A 17,389-nucleotide genomic window follows, 5' to 3' on the forward strand; every position below is an offset into this window, starting at 1 on the left:
ATCTCCTCTTAATTAGAAATCTGAATGATTTGAGTAGGTGCATGCCAGTCGACCTGAAGACCTAGGGATTCGGACATGAACCTTAATGGCACATAGGTTCTTCCTGCGAGCAGCAAAGAGGGTCCATCGATCTGGGTGGGCTCGCCGTCTATATAGGCCGTAGTATTATTAATACGGCTAGTGATGGTTGCATATTCCGTGCTAACCGTTACGGTTAGACTTTCTTGATCCCAATCAACGGCCGCACCGAACGATTCGGATACGGACCTTATAGGTAAATAGGCCTGCCCGTTTATTATAACAGGCGGAACGTCAAACTTGATGAAAATATTGGAAGAGAGTACGTTTTCTGCCGAAATCGGTTGAATGCTGACGGGAACTAGGCTGGATTCCGGGTCAGAAGAGGATTCAGACGCAGAATCAAGCGAAGAACCAGCGGAACCGTCAGAACCAGACGCAGTGCTTGTGTCTACCATTGTGATGTTAGCCAAGGTGGTTGAGATCTCAGCCAGAGCTTGCAGCTCCTCTGGCGTGTACTTGGCTTTCTCTTGCTGCTGGAGCTGCTCCAGCAGCTTGGTTATTTGCTGTTCCAGCTGCGGCTGCACGGCCGAAGCTGGCAGCAGCGCTGCCAGCAGCTCCTGTACAGCGTCAAGCTGCGCGAACAGCGCGTCCTTCTGCAGCGACTGCATCGCTTCGTCGACGGCTTCGATTGAGCGGGTCAGCGTCGCGACCCGCTCAGGATCCTGCTGCGCTGCGCTAAGCGCAGCTTGGAGTTTCTGCTTCGCCTCTTTGAGCGAAGCCAGACCCTTGGATGCGCCAGCCTGCGCATCCGCGAGCTGCGCCTGCGTCGCCAGAAGCGGCTGCAGCTGAGCTGCTGCCGCTGTGGCGTCGCCGGCGGCGAGGGCTTGCTCCAGCTTCTGCTGCTGGAGCTCGGCTTGATCGGCCAGCTGATCCTCGCTGGCCTCGTTATTCCCAGGCGCGGTGCTGCCTGGGGTTTCTCCACCGCCCGGTTCGACCGGCGGTGCGGCCTCCTCGGCCAGCGCTGCGATCAGCGCGTCCGGGTTGTTCACCAGCTCCATCTGCTTGAGAGCTGCACCGCTGTCGCCTTTCAGCAGCGCCTCCAGCATCCCAAGCTGGGCCTGCGCATCCTTCAGCTGCACCGCCAGATCAGCGATGTCACTCAGCTTCAAGTCCGTTACAGCCGCTTCTTTGGCTGCTTCCAGCTTCACAATATCTTTCTTCAGCGTATCGATCTGCTGCTGCAGCTGTGCGGGTGTTTCCAAGGAAGCAATAGCTCCCGGCTTCGTGATCTCGACGGTAACCTTCAAAGCAGCCGCTGCTTCCTTCGTCAGCGCAGCAGAACTGCTTGGATCGGTTAGCGCGCTAGGGTCTACGGCATTATCCATGCCGATCCAAGCCGCCCCAGGCTCATCCGATTGATAAAAAATTCCTTGCCCCGACTTCGTCATCGTAGCCGCTGCAGCGTTATAGGCCGCTGGGGTTAGCGCGTCCAGCTGCACTTTGTAGGAACCGATGATGACGGTTCCTAGCCCCCCCTCAGCACCTGAGCCGTTTTCTCCTGTGCTGCTGCTTCCGTCCCCTTTGCTTCCACCAGAATTGTTGCTGCCTGAATTTCCGCTAGCCGCTCCATCTTCGGTAGTTACAGCTACTAATTGCCCTGAATTCCCTTTTCCCTCCAGAGGCAGTTCATCAATCTTTTTCCCTTTGCGGTATAGCACGACCTTCAGTTGATCGATTGAACTAAACTTGAGCGTTAGATTACGCACAGGCTTATTTATTTTCGTCCGCTTACCAATCGCGCGGCCTTCTTTCGTAAACACTGCGTACTCGGTAGCACCTAGCTTTTTATTAACTTTCACACTGAAATCGCTAAGCAACGCACCGACCGCAGGCTTCAGTTTCCAAGTTCCTATTGGAGCTTTCGGCTTTTGCGGCTTTACAGCTGCTAGCCCATCATCGAGGCTACGATAAGGCAAAATACCTTTCTTTATCGTTCGTTCAACCGCACCGCCGGTATCCATATCCAGCTTGCCAAGCGCCATTTTATAGCCCATTTGGGCAGATAGAATTTGTTGATCAGCTTGAATGACAGCATCCTTATAGGCTTGGAGCTCATCCGTTTTCATTAGACTTAGCTTCAGCTTCTGGTTCGCTTTATCCAGATTGGTTACTGCATTGTCTTTATCCCGCAAAGCCTGCGCATAACCTTCTTCGGCCCCTTTTGCTTCCAAAAACGACTGCCGCACCGCAGCAATGACCGCATTCCGACTTTCCTTCTCTTGAAGCAGCGCCTTATTCTGCTCCATGGTCGCGATCGGAAGCGCATCCCGGAGATCGTCCAAATAGCGCAGCCCGTCAAACTCCCCTTGCAGCAGCGATTTGGGAATAGGAATGAATCCAAGCAGCATGAAAAAGCCTTCCCAGTCCTTCTTCACTTGTGAAAGTGTCGTTTCATAGCTAGCTAGGAACAGCTCCATATCCACATCTTTGGCTTTATACATCCCGTCCATGACCTTCATTCGCGCCGAACCAAACTTAGAGCTGTACAAATCACGCGTCGTATTCAGCTTCTCATCTGCTAAACGCCGGTCCTCCGTGTCCTTAAGCAAACTCAGCGTCGACTTTTGAGCCCTTGCGATATAGGCAGGCAGCTGTTTCTGATTCAAATCCGCGTAATCCGGTTCAAACGAAAGCTGAACTTTATTTTCCATGTCCAAATTCAACAGCTTGCCCAGCGCCAGACGACTGGATTTCGCCGTTAACTGTGCCTGTTTATATTCAGACAACGCCTTCTCCAATGCCTTATTTGCCTTCTCCTGCTCGGCACTATCTGCAAGACCGAATTTCAGCTTCTTTTTCATCGTTTCCACTGAAGTCTTAGCTTCTTCCGCTTTCTTACGTGCATTTTCTTCTGCCACTGCATCTTGATAGGCTGCTAAATAAGCCTTCTGCACATCAAATCGGGCCGTATTCATCGACTGCCGCAGCGTCTCCTGCGCGATATAAAGCTGCTTGCGTGCTTCAGGCACCTTCAAATGAGTCGTCAATTCCTGACCTAAATTGCGAGGCTTGGCAAATAGTCCGGAAGCCTTAGCTTCCTCATTTTTAACCGCATGCTGCGCTTGCTCCAGCTCTATTTTTTTCTTCAAAATATCCGTCTTGGCATCCCGCAATAGAGGACTTATTTTCAAACCCTGATCGATGGCTTCCCGCATGGTCAAAGACTTCACCGTCGCAGCTTCGACTCCCGAACCCGCTGCCACCATAGACGATGCTCCTAACAGCAGCACAAGCCCCAACTTCATTAATTTTACCCCTATCACTATAAATCCCTCCGCTCAACCATCTTCTCTTATAGTACAATATCTCCCCCCAATCCCGCACCCATCTTTTGGAGAAAAATAGTGAAAACGATCGAATATAGTAATAGACTGCTCACATACTTATCTAGTAGTATAAAAGTAATGGAAAACAGCGAGATTTGACGGAAAAGGAGACATTCACATGGGAAACCTCGTTTGCGGTGGAGCGATGCTGCAATGCTCGTTTGGTGCTGCACCTGGTACATTAATGGTGCTTCCAGCGAACATGGTGATGACCGCTATGCCCATTGCCAACATTATGGATAATAAGCCGATGGTGAACATTATGCCGTTTGGGATGTGCAATTCTATGGCGAATCCGATGGTTGCTGCGGCAACGGCGGCTGCATTTGGCGCTCTGACCCCCATGCCCTGTGTGCCTGTAACCGCTGCTCCTTGGGCTCCTGGATCACCGACTGTGCTCGTCGCGAACATGCCTGCTCTGAACAATACGTCCAAATGCATGTGCAACTGGGGCGGTGTCATTCAAATTCAACAACCAGGGCAAATGACCATTCAGGTGCCTTAACTCATTTTTAAAATAACTCATTATCATAATTCCATCTAGGAGTGAGAAGATTTGGAGATCCAGCCGGTCAAAACCCTTGAAAAAGTGCTAAAGCCTGTCGTTGCACCATTCATTGGGCAAATCATGAAAGCCATAGGAACGGTCGGAAGGCTGCCCAAACTAGCGATCATTAAGTTTCAACAGATTCTTAGGGTCATGCTGCAGACGCGCGAAACGTCGCTGAAAAATTACGTTTTGATCGGCTCCTATTATGTCTCCAAAAGATTGCTTCTTTTCCTCACGTTGTTCCTACTCGTTTTGATCTTTTTTATCTTCATCCGCCCTCCTGCGATCGTGAATAAGTGGTTGAATCGCGTTCCTGTTCTTCAGCAGGATACTCCTAAACTGACGAGCTTTTCAGGCAATGGCAACGTCGTGGGTGCCCAAAAGGATTCTCTCTATGTAGGAGATCTGGTTGACGGCAAATATGCCGGAAAAGGCAAACTATTCCACAGCAATGGCAAGCCCGCTTATGAAGGTGATTTTGAAAAGGGGCAAAAGTCAGGCAACGGCTCCCTTTATGACGAAAACGGCAACCTGCAATATAAAGGGGCCTTTGCCGGAGATGCCTTTAACGGGGCGGGAACCCAATACGACTCCCAGCAAAAAGTGCAATATATCGGCGAATTTCAAAATGGAAAATACGGCGGGGCTGGGAAATTGTTCGCGCCAAGCGGAGATCTTTTGTATGAAGGCTTGTTTAACGGCGGCCTTTATAATGGGGCCGGCAAGCTGTTCTCATCAGGCGGAATCGCCCAGTATGAGGGTGAATTTGCTGCCGGTCAATATAACGGAGCTGGTAAGCTTTTTGATGCGAAGGGCCACCTCATCTATGAAGGCGGCTTTAAGAACGGCAGCTATTCCGGAGATGGCACCGAGTTTTATTCGAATGGACTGATCAAATATAAAGGCCAATTCCTCGCCGGCGCGTATGGCGGTGAAGGCACCGCCTTCGATGAGAAGGGCGTGCCGCGCTTCAAAGGCACGTTCCAGAGCGGCGTCCTTAGCGGCGCCGGGGAAGCATATGACGAGTTAGGCAAACTCGTCTACAAGGGCGATTTCAAGGCCGGCGTCTATGACGGCCTTGGCACGTTGTTTGACGCAGACGGTGCGCCGCTGCTGCGGAGCTTTTTTGCAGGCGGCCAGGCCAGCCTGCAGAGCTTCATCGGTTTGTCCAGCAAGAAAGTCGAAGACTTGCTGGGCAAACCGGCCGAGGTGACGCTGCAGGATGCCAGCGTCATGCTCGCGGGCCAGGAGGCGCCAGCGGCCGCCTCCGCAGAGACGGCGGCTGCGGGCGACGCCGCCGCGGGAGCTCCGGCCGCGGGCGCTGGCGCGGCCGATCCGGCTTCAGCAGCAGGCGTTAAGCTGCTGATGAACTATCCGGCCTACCAGATGTCGCTGCTGGTAGAGCCGTCCAAGGGCAACCCGAAGGAGGCCGTTGTCACCTCCCTCAGCATTTGGGGCTCGAAGCCTTTGGCGCTGCTGCAGCCAGCCATCGAGACCATCAAAAAGCGCGGAGAACCCAACGATGCCGGCTACATCGTCATGGAACTTCAGGTAGGTGCCGGGGCTGGTACCTACACGAACAGCTACTATAAAGGTGATTTCATCTTCACCTTTACGCATTTCAACAAAACCAAAGAAGCTCACCTGCTTCAGGTCAGCTCTACCAAATAAGAGGCGCCGCCTCGAGTCCTTCATGTACTAGTGAGTTCTTTTTAGACACGTCGCTGCTTCTAATCCTTCACGTAGTTCTTTTTACAGGCGTCACTGCCTCAGTACTTCACGTAGTTCTTTTTACACGCGTCTGCCTCGAGTCCTTCACTTGCTAATGGGCACATTTTAACATACGGGAAGGACAGCTAGACATAAAATTCCGACCTGACATTCATGTTCTCCGCCCTTTAACGGAACGTCGTTCCGCTATTTGGGTGAAAAAGGTCGAAATCCAAAGCAAACGGAACGACGATGCGCTATTTCGTTATATTTGCCACCGAATCGCATTTATTGAGCAAATAAGGCCCTCACGTTCCGCCATTTTCATTTTTAACACTTATTTCCTAAACTAGAGGCTCCTCGTTCCTCTAAATCAGTTATAACCAGGTAACTCTTCGCCTTTCTCACTTCTCAGCGGCGAAAAGAGCTTCGTCATTACTCTATTACGGTTCTAGCAGTTCCATTGGCGGTACTTACAGGACCTAACCAAAACAAAACCGTCCGAGACTATGTCTCGAACGGTTTTTCTATCTACGCCTACTTCGCTACAGCGGTCCTCGCTACTCGCATCGACGCGAAGGCGTAAACGATCAACGCCGTCCAAATCAAGGAGAAACTGATGAAAAGCACGGGAGAGAACTTCTCTTTAAATACGAACACGCTTAACAGCAGCGTAATGGACGGACCAATATACTGAATGAATCCCAGCATGGAAAGTGGCAGCCGAGCAGCTGCTTTAGTAAACCATAGCAGAGGCAAAGCGGTTGCCACACCTGACAATAATAGCAGCGCTAAAGAGACAGGCGGTAATGCCCATGCGGCATCATGATGCGCAAAGTGTAAGTAGGCAATATACGCGACTGCTATAGGGAAGACAATGACAGTTTCCCCTGCCAACCCGAGCGAGGCATCGTAGGAAACTCTCTTTTTGACAAGACTATACAGCCCGAAAGAGAACGCTAGTGAGAGAGAAACCCATGGGAATCTGCCATAATCGATGGTTGCCAGCAAAACGCCGGCTCCCGCCAAAGCAACGGCCACCCACTGGCTGCGGCTTGGTTTTTCGCGTAGAAACAGAACCGCTAGCATGATGTTTATCAACGGGGTAATATAATACCCCAGACTTGTCTCGATAACATGACCGTTATTGACAGCCCAAATGAATATCAGCCAATTGGAGCTGATTAAGATGCTGCTGACTCCGATCATAAGCAGCACTTTCCGGTTCGTAACCATCTTACGAAATTCAGTCCAGCGACTTTTCCCTATCAGTATGAGAACGGCCATAAATACAAATGACCAGATAACACGGTGGGACAATATTTCACCCGCGAGCAGAGACTCAAAAGACCGCCAATAAATAGGGAGCAAGCCCCATGCCGTATAGGCAAGAATGGCGTACAAAAGCCCTTTTTTCATATAAAATCCTCTTTTCAATTTCTAGTAACACATTCTATGAATCTAGCAATTTGTCCGGTGGTTAATTCGTGAATGAAGAAACTTCTAACGGGGCCATTCAAGGAGGAACGCCCGCGTTTAGATGTAGGTTGTACTTACTTATGCGGTAATATATCCCCGGTTTACGGGGATTCTAAAGGATCCGGCTACGCGATTGAATGAACTATCCTTGAACGGAGACGTAATCAATTGCTCAACCCTCATGCCGGTAAAAAAAATTAGGCAGCTTCACTTCATTTGAGTAATGCTGATGAAAAATATGTGTCGTCGCCGGAGATACTGGCGGGATCAGCCACGACCAATCACCCGTGACATCACGACCGACCTTCTGCTCTTTCTCCTCAAAATTCCTAAATTGCCTCGCCGCCGTATGATGATCCACTATAGCTACACCCTGCTGTTGAAACGAATGAAGCACCGCCACATTTAACTCAACAAGTGCTCTATCTTTCCAAAGAGAGGCATCACGCCGAGTATCCAGACCCATGACAGATGCTATACGCGGCAGCATGTCATATCTAGCTTCATCTGCGAAGTTTCGCGCCCCGATTTCAGTGCCCATGTACCATCCATTGAATGGCGCAGCGGGGTAGTGAATCCCTCCAATTTCAAGGTACATATTCGAGACGATCGGTACGGCATACCATTTGAGATGCAAATCATCGAACGCGGCTATATCCGGATGTGTAATATCTACTTCCAGGACGAGCTCAGCAGGAATCTCAAACAGCTTCGGTTTCCGGTCTCCCAGTTGAACAACAAGCGGCAGCACATCATAAGGCGTTCCGGCCCCCTGCCATCCAAGCGATTGGCATAACGCCGTTATTTGAAGAGAAGCTGGGTCACCGAGAATCCCATTGTCATTTTCATAGCCCGCGTAACGGATCAGTTGGTCATTATGAATAAAGGCTCTCTGAGCCGAATTGTTCGTAGGTGGGAAAATCGTAATCACTGGGCGGATTTTGCCGCCATTGGTTGCCGTTTCTATATGACGAAATAGGGCTTCAGCCATCTGTTCTTCGGTTTCTATATAACGAGCATCGTGTACCGTCAGTGTTTCCCAGAACAATCGCCCGATACAACGGTTGCTGTTGCGCCAAGCCATTTTGGCCCCGTGCTCAAGTTCTTGACGGGTATGTTCGTAGTAACCTTTGTACCTAATGGTTTCGGTAATTTGGGCAAGACGAGCCTCGATTTCGCCCGAGCTTTGGCCTAGTTCACTATAACATTCCTTGATAAAAGGGATAGCTTTCTCTAGTAATTGATCCTGCACTTTCATAGGTGTGACTCCAATCCGGTAAAGGGGAGCCCCACAAGCATTTGACGCCTGCAAAGCTCTCCCTATGTTGAGTTACAATTGCGCACTAAACTGATCAGGAATGTATACGATTTGAGACTTTGCTGCTATGGTTAACTCGCCTTTTTCCTCGGAATAATGAACGGAATCATCGCCTACATAAAACCATAATTTCTTTGTTGGCTCATTCTCAAACTCCTGAAATAAGAAAACATTGAGTTCCTCTTTCCATTTCAAAAGCTCAGCAATATCTTCCTTCTTCTCTATCTGCACAGTAAAGACCCATTGGTCTCCAACCTGCTCCAACGTGTAGGGGATCGGATGTTTCCCTGTATCTACGAACGCTCGACCGCCTACTGCATGTTTAATTAAAAAGACTTCCTTCATTCGTATAGCCCTCCTTCATCATCCATTATGGCAGATCGATTAGCATGAAATGTGTATCCTCTATCGCGCGAATTGCAACCGTTTGTTCCGCTTCCATACGAGCACTATCCTTCGTTTCCAAAACAGCATCATTAGCAGATAACTTCCCGCTTATAAGCATTAGAAAAATGCGTCGATTCTCTCCTTGCTTAAACACAAGCTCTTTGCCTGCTTCCAGCTTGCTTAGGTAAATGCTCATATCCTGATGTATTTTGGCTGCATGCTCTCCTCCCTCAGGCGTAACTACAGGCAGCAGTGCGTTGACCAATGCTTCAGGATCATAGGTAACATTCTCAAAGGACGGCTCCAAGCCCCGCTTAGACGGCATGAACCAAAGCTGAAAAAGACTCATCGGTTCCGTATCCGACGCATTGTACTCGGCATGGATAACGCCGCTTCCAGCTGACATCCGCTGCACGCCATTCACTCCCGTTACCGCAACATGCCCCAAGCTATCTTCGTGTTTAATGGCTCCGCTGAGAACGATGCTGACAATCTCCATGTCGCTATGGGGATGCGGACCGAAGCCCCGACCGGCAGCAATATCATCGTCATTACAAACACGCATAACTCCGAAACCTACATTATCCTCATCAAAATAATCGCCGAACGAGAAATTTTTATGGCTCTTTAGCCAGCCCAGATCGGTTGAATTACGCGTATGCGCAGGGAAAACTTGTATCACAGCAATCGCCTCCTCTTTAATACGTATAGCTTATCATATATGGACTACCGACTTCCATGTCGGAACGGTGGCGGAAAGATCTCCCAGACGTCAAAAACCCTCATCTCTCATTAACATGAGGTAGAGGGTTTAGACTAATTTAACTGTTCTGGGCAGCTAATACGGAGCCAACAAAATCCGGCGTGCCATCCGCGTGCCACTTCAGTACACGCACAAAGGTGTGCCGATTCGGATCGTAGAGCGGGTCGCCCACAATTTCTTTATAATTTCTCGCGTGGAAAACGAAGATATCTTGTGTGCCGTCCTCCGATACGGTGAAACTATTGTGTCCGGGTCCAAAAAGACGAATGCTCTCATCTGTCGTCAGAACAGGCGACGTGGATTTCGTCCATGATTGCGGATCCAGCAGATCAGCATCTTCCGAAGCCGTCAGCAGACCCATGCAATAATTGAAGTCTGTTGCGCTAGCTGAGAAGCTGATGAAGATGCGCCCGTTCCGCTTCAACACCGCGGCTCCTTCATTGACTTTAAAGCCGATGATTTCCCAATCATACTCCGGCGTCGTAATCATGACCTGCTTACCGCGAAGCGTCCATGGGCTGCTCATTTCGGAAATATATAGATTGGAATTGCCTGGTATATTCAAATCTTTTTGCGCCCAGACGAGATATCGCTGGCCGCGATGCTCGAAAGAAGTTGCATCCAGGGCAAAGCTCTCCCACTCGGTGCGCAGCTGCCCCTTCTCTTCCCATTCCCCTTCAAGCGGATTGGCCGAACTATTTTCCAATACAAACATGCGATGATCAAAAAGGCCTTCCTTCGTTTCGGTCGTTCTGGCCGCAGCAAAATAGATATACCACTTGCCTGCAACAAAATGCAGCTCCGGCGCCCAAATATTAGCACTTAACGGACCTTCAGCATACTTGCGCCAAGCTACGACAGGTTGCGCCTCATTCAATCCGGCAATCGTGGCAGAACGCCGTAGTTCAATACGATCGTATTCCGGAACCGATGCGGTAAAATAATAATATCCATCTGTATGTTTATAGATCCATGGATCAGCACGCTGCTCCAAAAGTGGTTTGATATAGCCGGTTTCTAAGTTTCCCATCGTTATTCTCCTTTGATGCTATCTGCGTATTTTCCCCATATGTTGATGCCTTTTTCGTTCATGCCTGTAAATACAAGCGTAGGCTTGTCTTTCTCCCAATCCCATGCAGGCGAGACAAGCACCTTCTCTGTCGTCGGGACACCCTCATTAGTATCCAAAGAAGTCCATTGCAAGGTGAGCTCGTTTGGTTTTTGAAATGTCCACTTGCCGGAACCATGTGCCGATTCGATCTTTCCATTTGGCTGCAATGTCATTGGTTCAGAACGTTCTGTTCCCGTCCATGCCATTGGTATCGGCAATCGATCCCAATGTCCTGCAAGCAGCTTCGATGATAGAGACTGTGGCTTCTCTCCCGCATAGCGTTCAGGCGAAGCAACCGGCCATCCGTCACGTGTCCAAAAAAGCTCGCGAATATGGAGGTAAGACCAATTTTTATCTTTTTCGCCCCGGGCATGGTGAACCATAAACGTCCGATTGCCATCTTTCAGAATCGAGTTATGGCCAGGCGCGATCCATCCTTCTTTCCCACTAAACGCATAGCTGCCAATCAGCTTATTTCCTACATTCGTCTGCGGCGAAAACTCCGTATCCGTAAGCTGATGTCCATTGAAATCCTCATAAGGCCCCGTAATTGAGGAAGATCTGCCCACTCTAACACTGTAATCGGATGATAAAGAGTCGTAGGATACGAATAAGTAGTACTTTTTCTGATCCGGCTGATAGATGATATACGGCGCCTCGACAGCACCTGCAACTGTTCGGCTGTCTCTTCGAGCAAGCAGCGTAGGCTGCTCCCCTTGCTTTACTTTGCCGATGTGCTCATCAAGTCTTACAAGATAAATGCCGCCAAAGAAGGATCCATACACTTGCCAGGGTTTTCCATCTGCATCAAACACTGGATTAGGATCAATCGCGTTCGCCACATCTCCCTTAGCCGTCTTCACGACGACGCCTTGATCCGTCCATGGACCGGTAATCGATTTGGAGGTTGCTAGTCCAATCATGGACTGATTGCTTCCGAAGGTCGATGCCGCATAGTACAAATAGTAGGTATCTCCCATTTTGAACACGTCTGGTGCCCATAGATTCGTTGCTCGTGTCCATGATTCGGCTTCCTTCGGTATCCCATCCAGCGCATAGCCTACCCAATCCCATCTGATCAAATCTTTGGATCGTCTCACCATGATCCCCGGCCGCAGCGGCTCCTTATTGGCGCCAACCTTTATATCTGTAGAAAACACATAATACGTATCTCCATCTTTATAAATAGAGGGGTCGTGCGTATTCATCGTGTGCCAGCCTGATTCCGTATTCGTGCTTCCTGTGTCATACATCGGGTACTGAACAGGTTTCTTCGGAAACGCGAGATAGGCGGTACTTGAATTCCCGAATTGTAGAATGGAAACCCCAACAGCCACAGCTGTAAGCGCGCATCCGAGTGTGAGCATCAGCCTTTTCTTCATCCGCGAGACGGCCATTAACCTTTCACACCGCCAACCGTAAGGCCCGAAACAAAGAATCGTTGGAAGAAGATGAAGACGATCAGGATGGGCACGATCGCAAGCACGGAACCGGCAATGAGAATATCGTAGTTATTGCCATAAGGCGTTACAAGACTGGATAAACCAATCGGCAGGGTCAGCTTATCGCCTGTTTTGAGTACAATCAGCGGCCAAACAAAGCTGTTCCAGCTAGCTAGGGCCTGCAATATCGCCATCGCCCCAAAGGCCGGAGCCATCAATGGCATCATAATTTTGAAAAAGATACCATACTCCGAACAGCCGTCAATTCTCCCTGCATCAAGGAAATCCTTGGGCAGCCCGGCAGCATATTGCCGGAAGAAGAAGATCGGCAGCGGTGCAACGACGAAAGGTAAAATGACACCGCTGTAAGTATCGATCAAGTGGAAAGCAATCATTTGCTTGTAAAGCGGCAGCATAATAATTTCCACAGGCACCATCATGACCAGAAGCACAAAGAGGAAAATAAGATTCCTTCCGACAAATCGGTACATGGCGAGTCCATAGCCCACCATCGAGGATAAAAGCAGGCAGCAAGCTGTATAAACAATGGAGATAACTACGCTGTTCTTATACCAGATCACATACTTCTTCGCGGATGCAGAAAATAGGAAGGCATAGTTATGAAAGGACAATAACTCCGGCTGCAGCTTCACATTGAGCCCGTAGCGCAGCATCTCCTTGGAAGGCTTAAACGAAGCCAATGTGAGACTATAGAACGGGAATAGCGCCAATGCAGCAAGTACCGCAAACAGTAAGAGCAGTAAGGAGGTTTGAAGGAACTTATTTCGTTGTATCTGCATGTCCTAGTCCTCCTTTCTGAACAAACCGAAGAATTTCAATTGAATGACATTTAAGATCATGGTTATGCCTAGCAATGTGATCCCAATCGCAGATCCGAAGCCCAAATTATTACGTTCGATGCCTTCGCGATAAAGCAGACCGATCATCGTCAGACCAATGTCATTTGGGGAACGATTACCATTCCAGAGAATGAAGCTCTCCGTAAACATCGAATAGCCTCCATAGATGGAAATCGTAATGACGTAGATCGCTACCGGCTTCAATAATGGCAGTGTAATTCGCCAGAATTGCTCCCACTTGTTAGCACCGTCTATTTCTGCTGATTCATATAATTCATGCGGAATGCTCTGCAGCGCGGATAAGAAATAAATAATGTTAACGCCGGTAAACCGCCAAGTCGCCAAAATGACCATTACGAGCATTCCCGTCGTCGAGTTAGCCAGCCAGTTAATCGTCGGCATACCCAGCATATGACGGAAAGCATTCATCACCGAATCATCCAAGCTGCCAAAAACAAGCCGGAATATCGTTCCCGCCACCACAACCGAAGTGAGGGAGGGGATAAACAAAGCGGAACGGAAGAACGCACTCGCCTTGGTCAGCTTCGCATTTAGGAATACAGCTAGTACAAGTGGCAATGGAATAAGCACCAGCAGGGTCCAGAACGTATACCGACTGCTATTTTTCAACGCGGTGAAAAACGACTCGCTCCATAAATTTCGGTAATTCGCTAACCCAATGAAATGGGTTTGGCCGGGCAGAACTTCCTGGAAGCTCATGACAATCGTGGTCATAACCGGATAAGCAAAGAAAATAAGGAACGATAACACAAACGGCAGAACAAAGACATAAGGAGCTACCCGGGAGGAATATAGAAATTTATTCATATCGTTAATCACCACTCCTCTCTAGAACGCTGCAAGCTTTGCCAAAGGGACGTCCCTAGGGCAAAGCCAGCAACGGAACGCGGGGCGTTCAATTTACTTAATATTTTTCACGGCATCATCAAGAACTTGCTTCGGATCTTTCAAATCATTAAGCGCTTGGAAGATGGCTTTCGTCTTAATATAGTCGGAGACAGCCGGCGTTTTCTCCTTGATATTCGTAGGCGCGATTTCGCTCTTCACAGAAATCAAAACGTCCCACAGATTTTTGCCAAAATAAGCCGTGAACTTATTGTCCGCTTTCAGCGCCGGATCGTTCCAAACATCAGAACGAATCGGGTCAAATCCAAGTTGTGACCAGATCTGAATGTTGCCCTCTTTGGACAATTTTGCATAGGAAAGGAATTTCTTCGCTACGTCTTGATTCTTCGATTGCTTCGTAATAACCGTACCCGTACCACCCATACCGGAAGAACGCATCTCACCTTGTTTAAATACCGGCATCGGTTTAATGATGACTTTGCCTTTCAAATCAGGCATGTAGTCCGTAAAGCGACCCATGTACCACATCGGCATCCAGACGGAAGCTGCGCCGCCTTTATTCATGAAGCCGTAATATTCCTCCGCATGATGAAAGCCACCCGGAGCTGTAACCGCCACTTTTTCCTTCACAAGCTTCTGCAGGTAAGTCAACACTTCTGTATTCGTTTGATCTCCAAGCGTTACGTTACCGTTCTTATCAAGGAAGTCCGATCCATGTTGGACAACGAGCGGCCATAAGCTCCATTGGTCCGTCGTTTCGACCGTCGTCATCGGCTTGCCGGTTTTCTCAAGAACCTGCTTACCCGCTTTTTCATAATCGTCCCAAGTCTTAATATCGTCCGCGTTCACGCCTGCTTTATCGAGAATTTCTTTGTTGTAATAGATGACTTCTGCCCCAACGTGGTAATCAATTCCGTAATATTTGCCGTCCTTCGCATAATTATCGAGTCGGGACATAACGAGGTTGGCCTTCTCCGGCTCAACAATATCGTTCAGGGCTGCTAGCTGGACATCGCCTTTCAGGAAATTACCGATTTTACTGATTTCAATATCAGCCATGTCGGGAGCGCCAGTTCCTGATTGCAGTGCCACTAACAATTTATTGTGGTTATCGTCATAAGGGAAAGTCGTTGCTTCCACTTGGATCGGCTGCTCCGGATGTGCTTTATTCCACGATGTTGCCATGCTTTCAAAAAATTTCTGATGCAGCTCATTGAACGTCCAGAAGCTCAACTTAACAGGAGTACCTGATTTGGTTGCGCCATCAGTTTTGGATGTAGCTGCTGGATTTGCCGTAGCTGTTCCCTCACTACCCGTACCCGAGTTTGATGTGCAAGCAGACAGTAGAAGCATGGATGCCAAGATGGCAGCAGAAGTCATTTGTAGCTTTCTCTTCATACAATTAATCCCCCTAAATAGAAATTTTGATTGTCATAAAAACTATCGTACAAATGGTCGGTTAATGTGTAAGCGCTTTACAAATCGAATTATAGTACATAAAAACCTATAATTATATAATCAATTGAGTATAAAATTATGTTTATTATATTTATCGACATAAAATTTAATGGCGAAATATTTTTTGAAATCCAAATTTAAATGGTTTATTTTGAAAAACAGAGTTGATGACAGTTGAATGATTAGATATAAACTATTTATATATACAATTGGTTATAAATCTTCATTAAAACATTATAAATATACTTTTCTGACTTTTATGTATTCCCTTTTACCCATTTACTGAGTACAATGAACCTAAGACTATGAAGAATCAGGTGATGCACGAATGAATAAAATTCCTCTCTATAAACAAATCTACCAATCCATTAAAGAAAAGATTCTATCCGGAGAACTTCGTCCCAAAGATCGTGTACCTTCGGAGCAAGAATTTATGGATGAATTTATGGTCAGTAAAATAACCGTGAAGAATGCCCTGGCTGTATTGGTTGACGAGGGACTTGTCAATCGTATTCAAGGTAAGGGAACATTCGTGTCAGTCACCCCGGGCTCAATCACTGTGGATTCTAAACATCATCGTTCTTCAACGTCTTCTTCTCCAAGCTACATTGGTTTGATTATCCCTACCATGAAGACGAAAGTCATCCAGAGACTTGTCGACTATATCGAATATTACGTCAAGGAGGCCGGGTATCAGCTTGTCCTGCATATCACACGTGAATCTTCCATCGAAGAATCCCGTTCGGTCCAGGAACTGACCAACACCCCAGGCGTCCGCGGCATCATTGTTTTCCCTACGGAGGATGAGCGCTATAATGAATCCTTGCTCCGTTTATCCCTAGATAAGTATCCATTTGTGTTTATTGACCGCTATTTACGAAATATCGAAACCTACCGGATTACATCCGATAATTGGGGAGGCACTTATGAGACGGTTACCCACCTTTTAAACAAAGGCCATCAGCAAATCGCGCTCATCTCCCCCGATAATACGAATACAACCGTTGAAGACCGGACTCATGGCTTTGAGAAAGCTTATATTGATGGCAACATTTTGATTGATAAAAGCTTATGGTGTCATGTCCCCATCGACATCCTTAGAAATGGCGATACTTCAGCTTATATTGTTAAATTCCTGCATCAGCATCCTAACATTACGGCAGTTTTTGCTTTAACCGCTGAGATGGCAAGGCTCACGCATCATGCTCTGCATCAGGAAGAAGGCTTGAACCCGAGGATCGAGTTGGTTTCCTTCGATGATCCTGAGATTCCGGGAATCTCGCACATTTTACAGGATGAAGAGCAAATGGCCTTATCTGCTGTTAAGTTGCTGCTTGAGCAGTTCAACGGGCAGTATATTCCGCAGCGCATTGAAGTACCTGTGCAGTGGATTCAGGTTTAAGTCCCTATTATACTAATAGATATATAAATGCAAGGTCGAGGTGTGGCATGGGAAACAAACGCGAAAGTCATGATGAGGAATTTAAACGAAAAACAGTTGAACGCATGGAAACAGAGAATAAGAGACCCATTGAGATTGCCAGAGAACTAAATATCCCTGAAAGTACCTTAAAACGTTGGATTATACAGTATGGAAGTGGTGCTGCGGAGACACAAACCCAAGTGTTTGTCGACTATGAGCGATTGAAGAAATTGGAACAACTCAACCTGGAGTTACAGGAGGAAAATGAAATTTTAAAAAAGGCGAGGCACTTCTTCACAAAGGACCCGCGCTGATTTATTCGTTTGTTTTTAATCACCGCTTCCAGCACCGGGTCGAGAAGATGTGCTCCGTATTACACGTATCAAGAAGCGGATATTACAAATGGCTTACACGTAAGCCAAGCTCTCAAGAGCAGCGTCGGATCGTGCTTAAAAGTGTATCTACTTTATTGATGAAAGTACATTCTCATGCTTACGCGGAACGTAGATGCGTTATTTGTGAGGAATTCGGCTGTTTCATGCTTTCGCGGAACGTAGTGCCTCTATTTCCTTGTTTCGTCCTCTAAATCACGCGATTTCCAACAAATAGAGTCC

14 protein-coding genes are annotated in these 17,389 nt (G+C 48.0%); 4 read left to right on the plus strand and 10 right to left on the minus strand.

The features are described 5' to 3' along the window. Positions 1–8: 8 nt before the first annotated feature. Positions 9–3,326 (minus strand): stalk domain-containing protein, encoded by a 3,318-nt coding sequence (locus tag NYR53_RS30665; RefSeq protein ID WP_261302816.1) that lies wholly within the window; start codon positions 3,324–3,326, stop codon positions 9–11. A 199-nt stretch (positions 3,327–3,525) separates the two neighbouring features. On the opposite strand from NYR53_RS30665, the gene NYR53_RS30670 reads away from it, so the two are divergent. Both NYR53_RS30670 and NYR53_RS30675 read left to right on the plus strand, forming a co-directional pair. After that, positions 3,526–3,912, plus strand: a complete 387-nt coding sequence (locus tag NYR53_RS30670; RefSeq protein WP_261302817.1) for a DUF4280 domain-containing protein — start codon at positions 3,526–3,528, stop codon at positions 3,910–3,912. Positions 3,913–3,963: 51 nt separating this feature from the next. Further along, positions 3,964–5,628: an MORN repeat-containing protein gene (locus tag NYR53_RS30675; protein ID WP_261302818.1), complete on the plus strand. Its 1,665-nt coding sequence runs from the start codon at positions 3,964–3,966 to the stop codon at positions 5,626–5,628. A 576-nt stretch (positions 5,629–6,204) separates the two neighbouring features. Here NYR53_RS30675 and rarD read toward each other — a convergent pair. The 9 genes from rarD to NYR53_RS30720 form a co-directional block, all read right to left on the minus strand. Further along, positions 6,205–7,086, minus strand: a complete 882-nt coding sequence (gene rarD / locus NYR53_RS30680; protein ID WP_261302819.1) for an EamA family transporter RarD — start codon at positions 7,084–7,086, stop codon at positions 6,205–6,207. A 232-nt stretch (positions 7,087–7,318) separates the two neighbouring features. Then, entirely contained in the window at positions 7,319–8,404 is a 1,086-nt protein-coding gene (locus NYR53_RS30685; protein ID WP_261302820.1) for a nitric oxide synthase oxygenase, read from the minus strand. A 72-nt stretch (positions 8,405–8,476) separates the two neighbouring features. Continuing rightward, entirely contained in the window at positions 8,477–8,809 is a 333-nt protein-coding gene (locus tag NYR53_RS30690; protein ID WP_261302821.1) for a hypothetical protein, read from the minus strand. Positions 8,810–8,834: 25 nt separating this feature from the next. Next, entirely contained in the window at positions 8,835–9,533 is a 699-nt protein-coding gene (locus NYR53_RS30695) for a pirin family protein (protein ID WP_261302822.1), read from the minus strand. A gap of 139 nt (positions 9,534–9,672) precedes the next feature. Beyond that, positions 9,673–10,644: a glycoside hydrolase family 43 protein gene (locus tag NYR53_RS30700; protein WP_261302823.1), complete on the minus strand. Its 972-nt coding sequence runs from the start codon at positions 10,642–10,644 to the stop codon at positions 9,673–9,675. A 2-nt stretch (positions 10,645–10,646) separates the two neighbouring features. Further along, on the minus strand, positions 10,647–11,978 hold the full coding sequence (locus tag NYR53_RS30705; RefSeq protein WP_437180206.1) for an arabinan endo-1,5-alpha-L-arabinosidase: 1,332 nt from the start codon (positions 11,976–11,978) through the stop codon (positions 10,647–10,649). Positions 11,979–12,121: 143 nt separating this feature from the next. Then, a complete protein-coding gene (locus tag NYR53_RS30710) occupies positions 12,122–12,967 on the minus strand; it encodes a carbohydrate ABC transporter permease (RefSeq protein WP_261302825.1) in 846 nt (281 codons plus the stop codon). Between the two features lie 3 nt (positions 12,968–12,970). Beyond that, entirely contained in the window at positions 12,971–13,855 is an 885-nt protein-coding gene (locus NYR53_RS30715) for a carbohydrate ABC transporter permease (RefSeq protein WP_261302826.1), read from the minus strand. 93 nt (positions 13,856–13,948) lie between these two features. Further along, positions 13,949–15,292, minus strand: coding sequence for an ABC transporter substrate-binding protein (locus NYR53_RS30720; RefSeq protein WP_261302827.1), 1,344 nt, complete (start codon positions 15,290–15,292; stop codon positions 13,949–13,951). A gap of 388 nt (positions 15,293–15,680) precedes the next feature. Between NYR53_RS30720 and NYR53_RS30725 the strand changes: the two genes are divergently transcribed. Together NYR53_RS30725 and NYR53_RS30730 are read left to right on the plus strand one after the other, a co-directional pair. Continuing rightward, positions 15,681–16,754: a GntR family transcriptional regulator gene (locus NYR53_RS30725; protein WP_261302828.1), complete on the plus strand. Its 1,074-nt coding sequence runs from the start codon at positions 15,681–15,683 to the stop codon at positions 16,752–16,754. Between the two features lie 47 nt (positions 16,755–16,801). Then, positions 16,802–17,089, plus strand: coding sequence for a transposase (locus tag NYR53_RS30730; RefSeq protein WP_261302829.1), 288 nt, complete (start codon positions 16,802–16,804; stop codon positions 17,087–17,089). Positions 17,090–17,389: the final 300 nt, after the last annotated feature.

The organism is Paenibacillus andongensis (assembly GCF_025369935.1).
Taxonomy (GTDB): Bacteria; Bacillota; Bacilli; order Paenibacillales; family NBRC-103111; genus Paenibacillus_E; species Paenibacillus_E andongensis.

Coding starts and splice junctions, on each gene's coding strand:
- NYR53_RS30725 (WP_261302828.1), top strand. CDS start 15,681: ATGAATAAAATTCCTCTCTATAAACAAATCTACCAATCCATTAAAGAA.
- NYR53_RS30720 (WP_261302827.1), bottom strand. CDS start 15,292: ATGAAGAGAAAGCTACAAATGACTTCTGCTGCCATCTTGGCATCCATG.
- rarD (WP_261302819.1), bottom strand. CDS start 7,086: ATGAAAAAAGGGCTTTTGTACGCCATTCTTGCCTATACGGCATGGGGC.
- NYR53_RS30685 (WP_261302820.1), bottom strand. CDS start 8,404: ATGAAAGTGCAGGATCAATTACTAGAGAAAGCTATCCCTTTTATCAAG.
- NYR53_RS30670 (WP_261302817.1), top strand. CDS start 3,526: ATGGGAAACCTCGTTTGCGGTGGAGCGATGCTGCAATGCTCGTTTGGT.
- NYR53_RS30730 (WP_261302829.1), top strand. CDS start 16,802: ATGGGAAACAAACGCGAAAGTCATGATGAGGAATTTAAACGAAAAACA.
- NYR53_RS30690 (WP_261302821.1), bottom strand. CDS start 8,809: ATGAAGGAAGTCTTTTTAATTAAACATGCAGTAGGCGGTCGAGCGTTC.
- NYR53_RS30705 (WP_437180206.1), bottom strand. CDS start 11,978: ATGTATGACACAGGAAGCACGAATACGGAATCAGGCTGGCACACGATG.
- NYR53_RS30715 (WP_261302826.1), bottom strand. CDS start 13,855: ATGAATAAATTTCTATATTCCTCCCGGGTAGCTCCTTATGTCTTTGTT.
- NYR53_RS30665 (WP_261302816.1), bottom strand. CDS start 3,326: ATGAAGTTGGGGCTTGTGCTGCTGTTAGGAGCATCGTCTATGGTGGCA.
- NYR53_RS30710 (WP_261302825.1), bottom strand. CDS start 12,967: ATGCAGATACAACGAAATAAGTTCCTTCAAACCTCCTTACTGCTCTTA.
- NYR53_RS30700 (WP_261302823.1), bottom strand. CDS start 10,644: ATGGGAAACTTAGAAACCGGCTATATCAAACCACTTTTGGAGCAGCGT.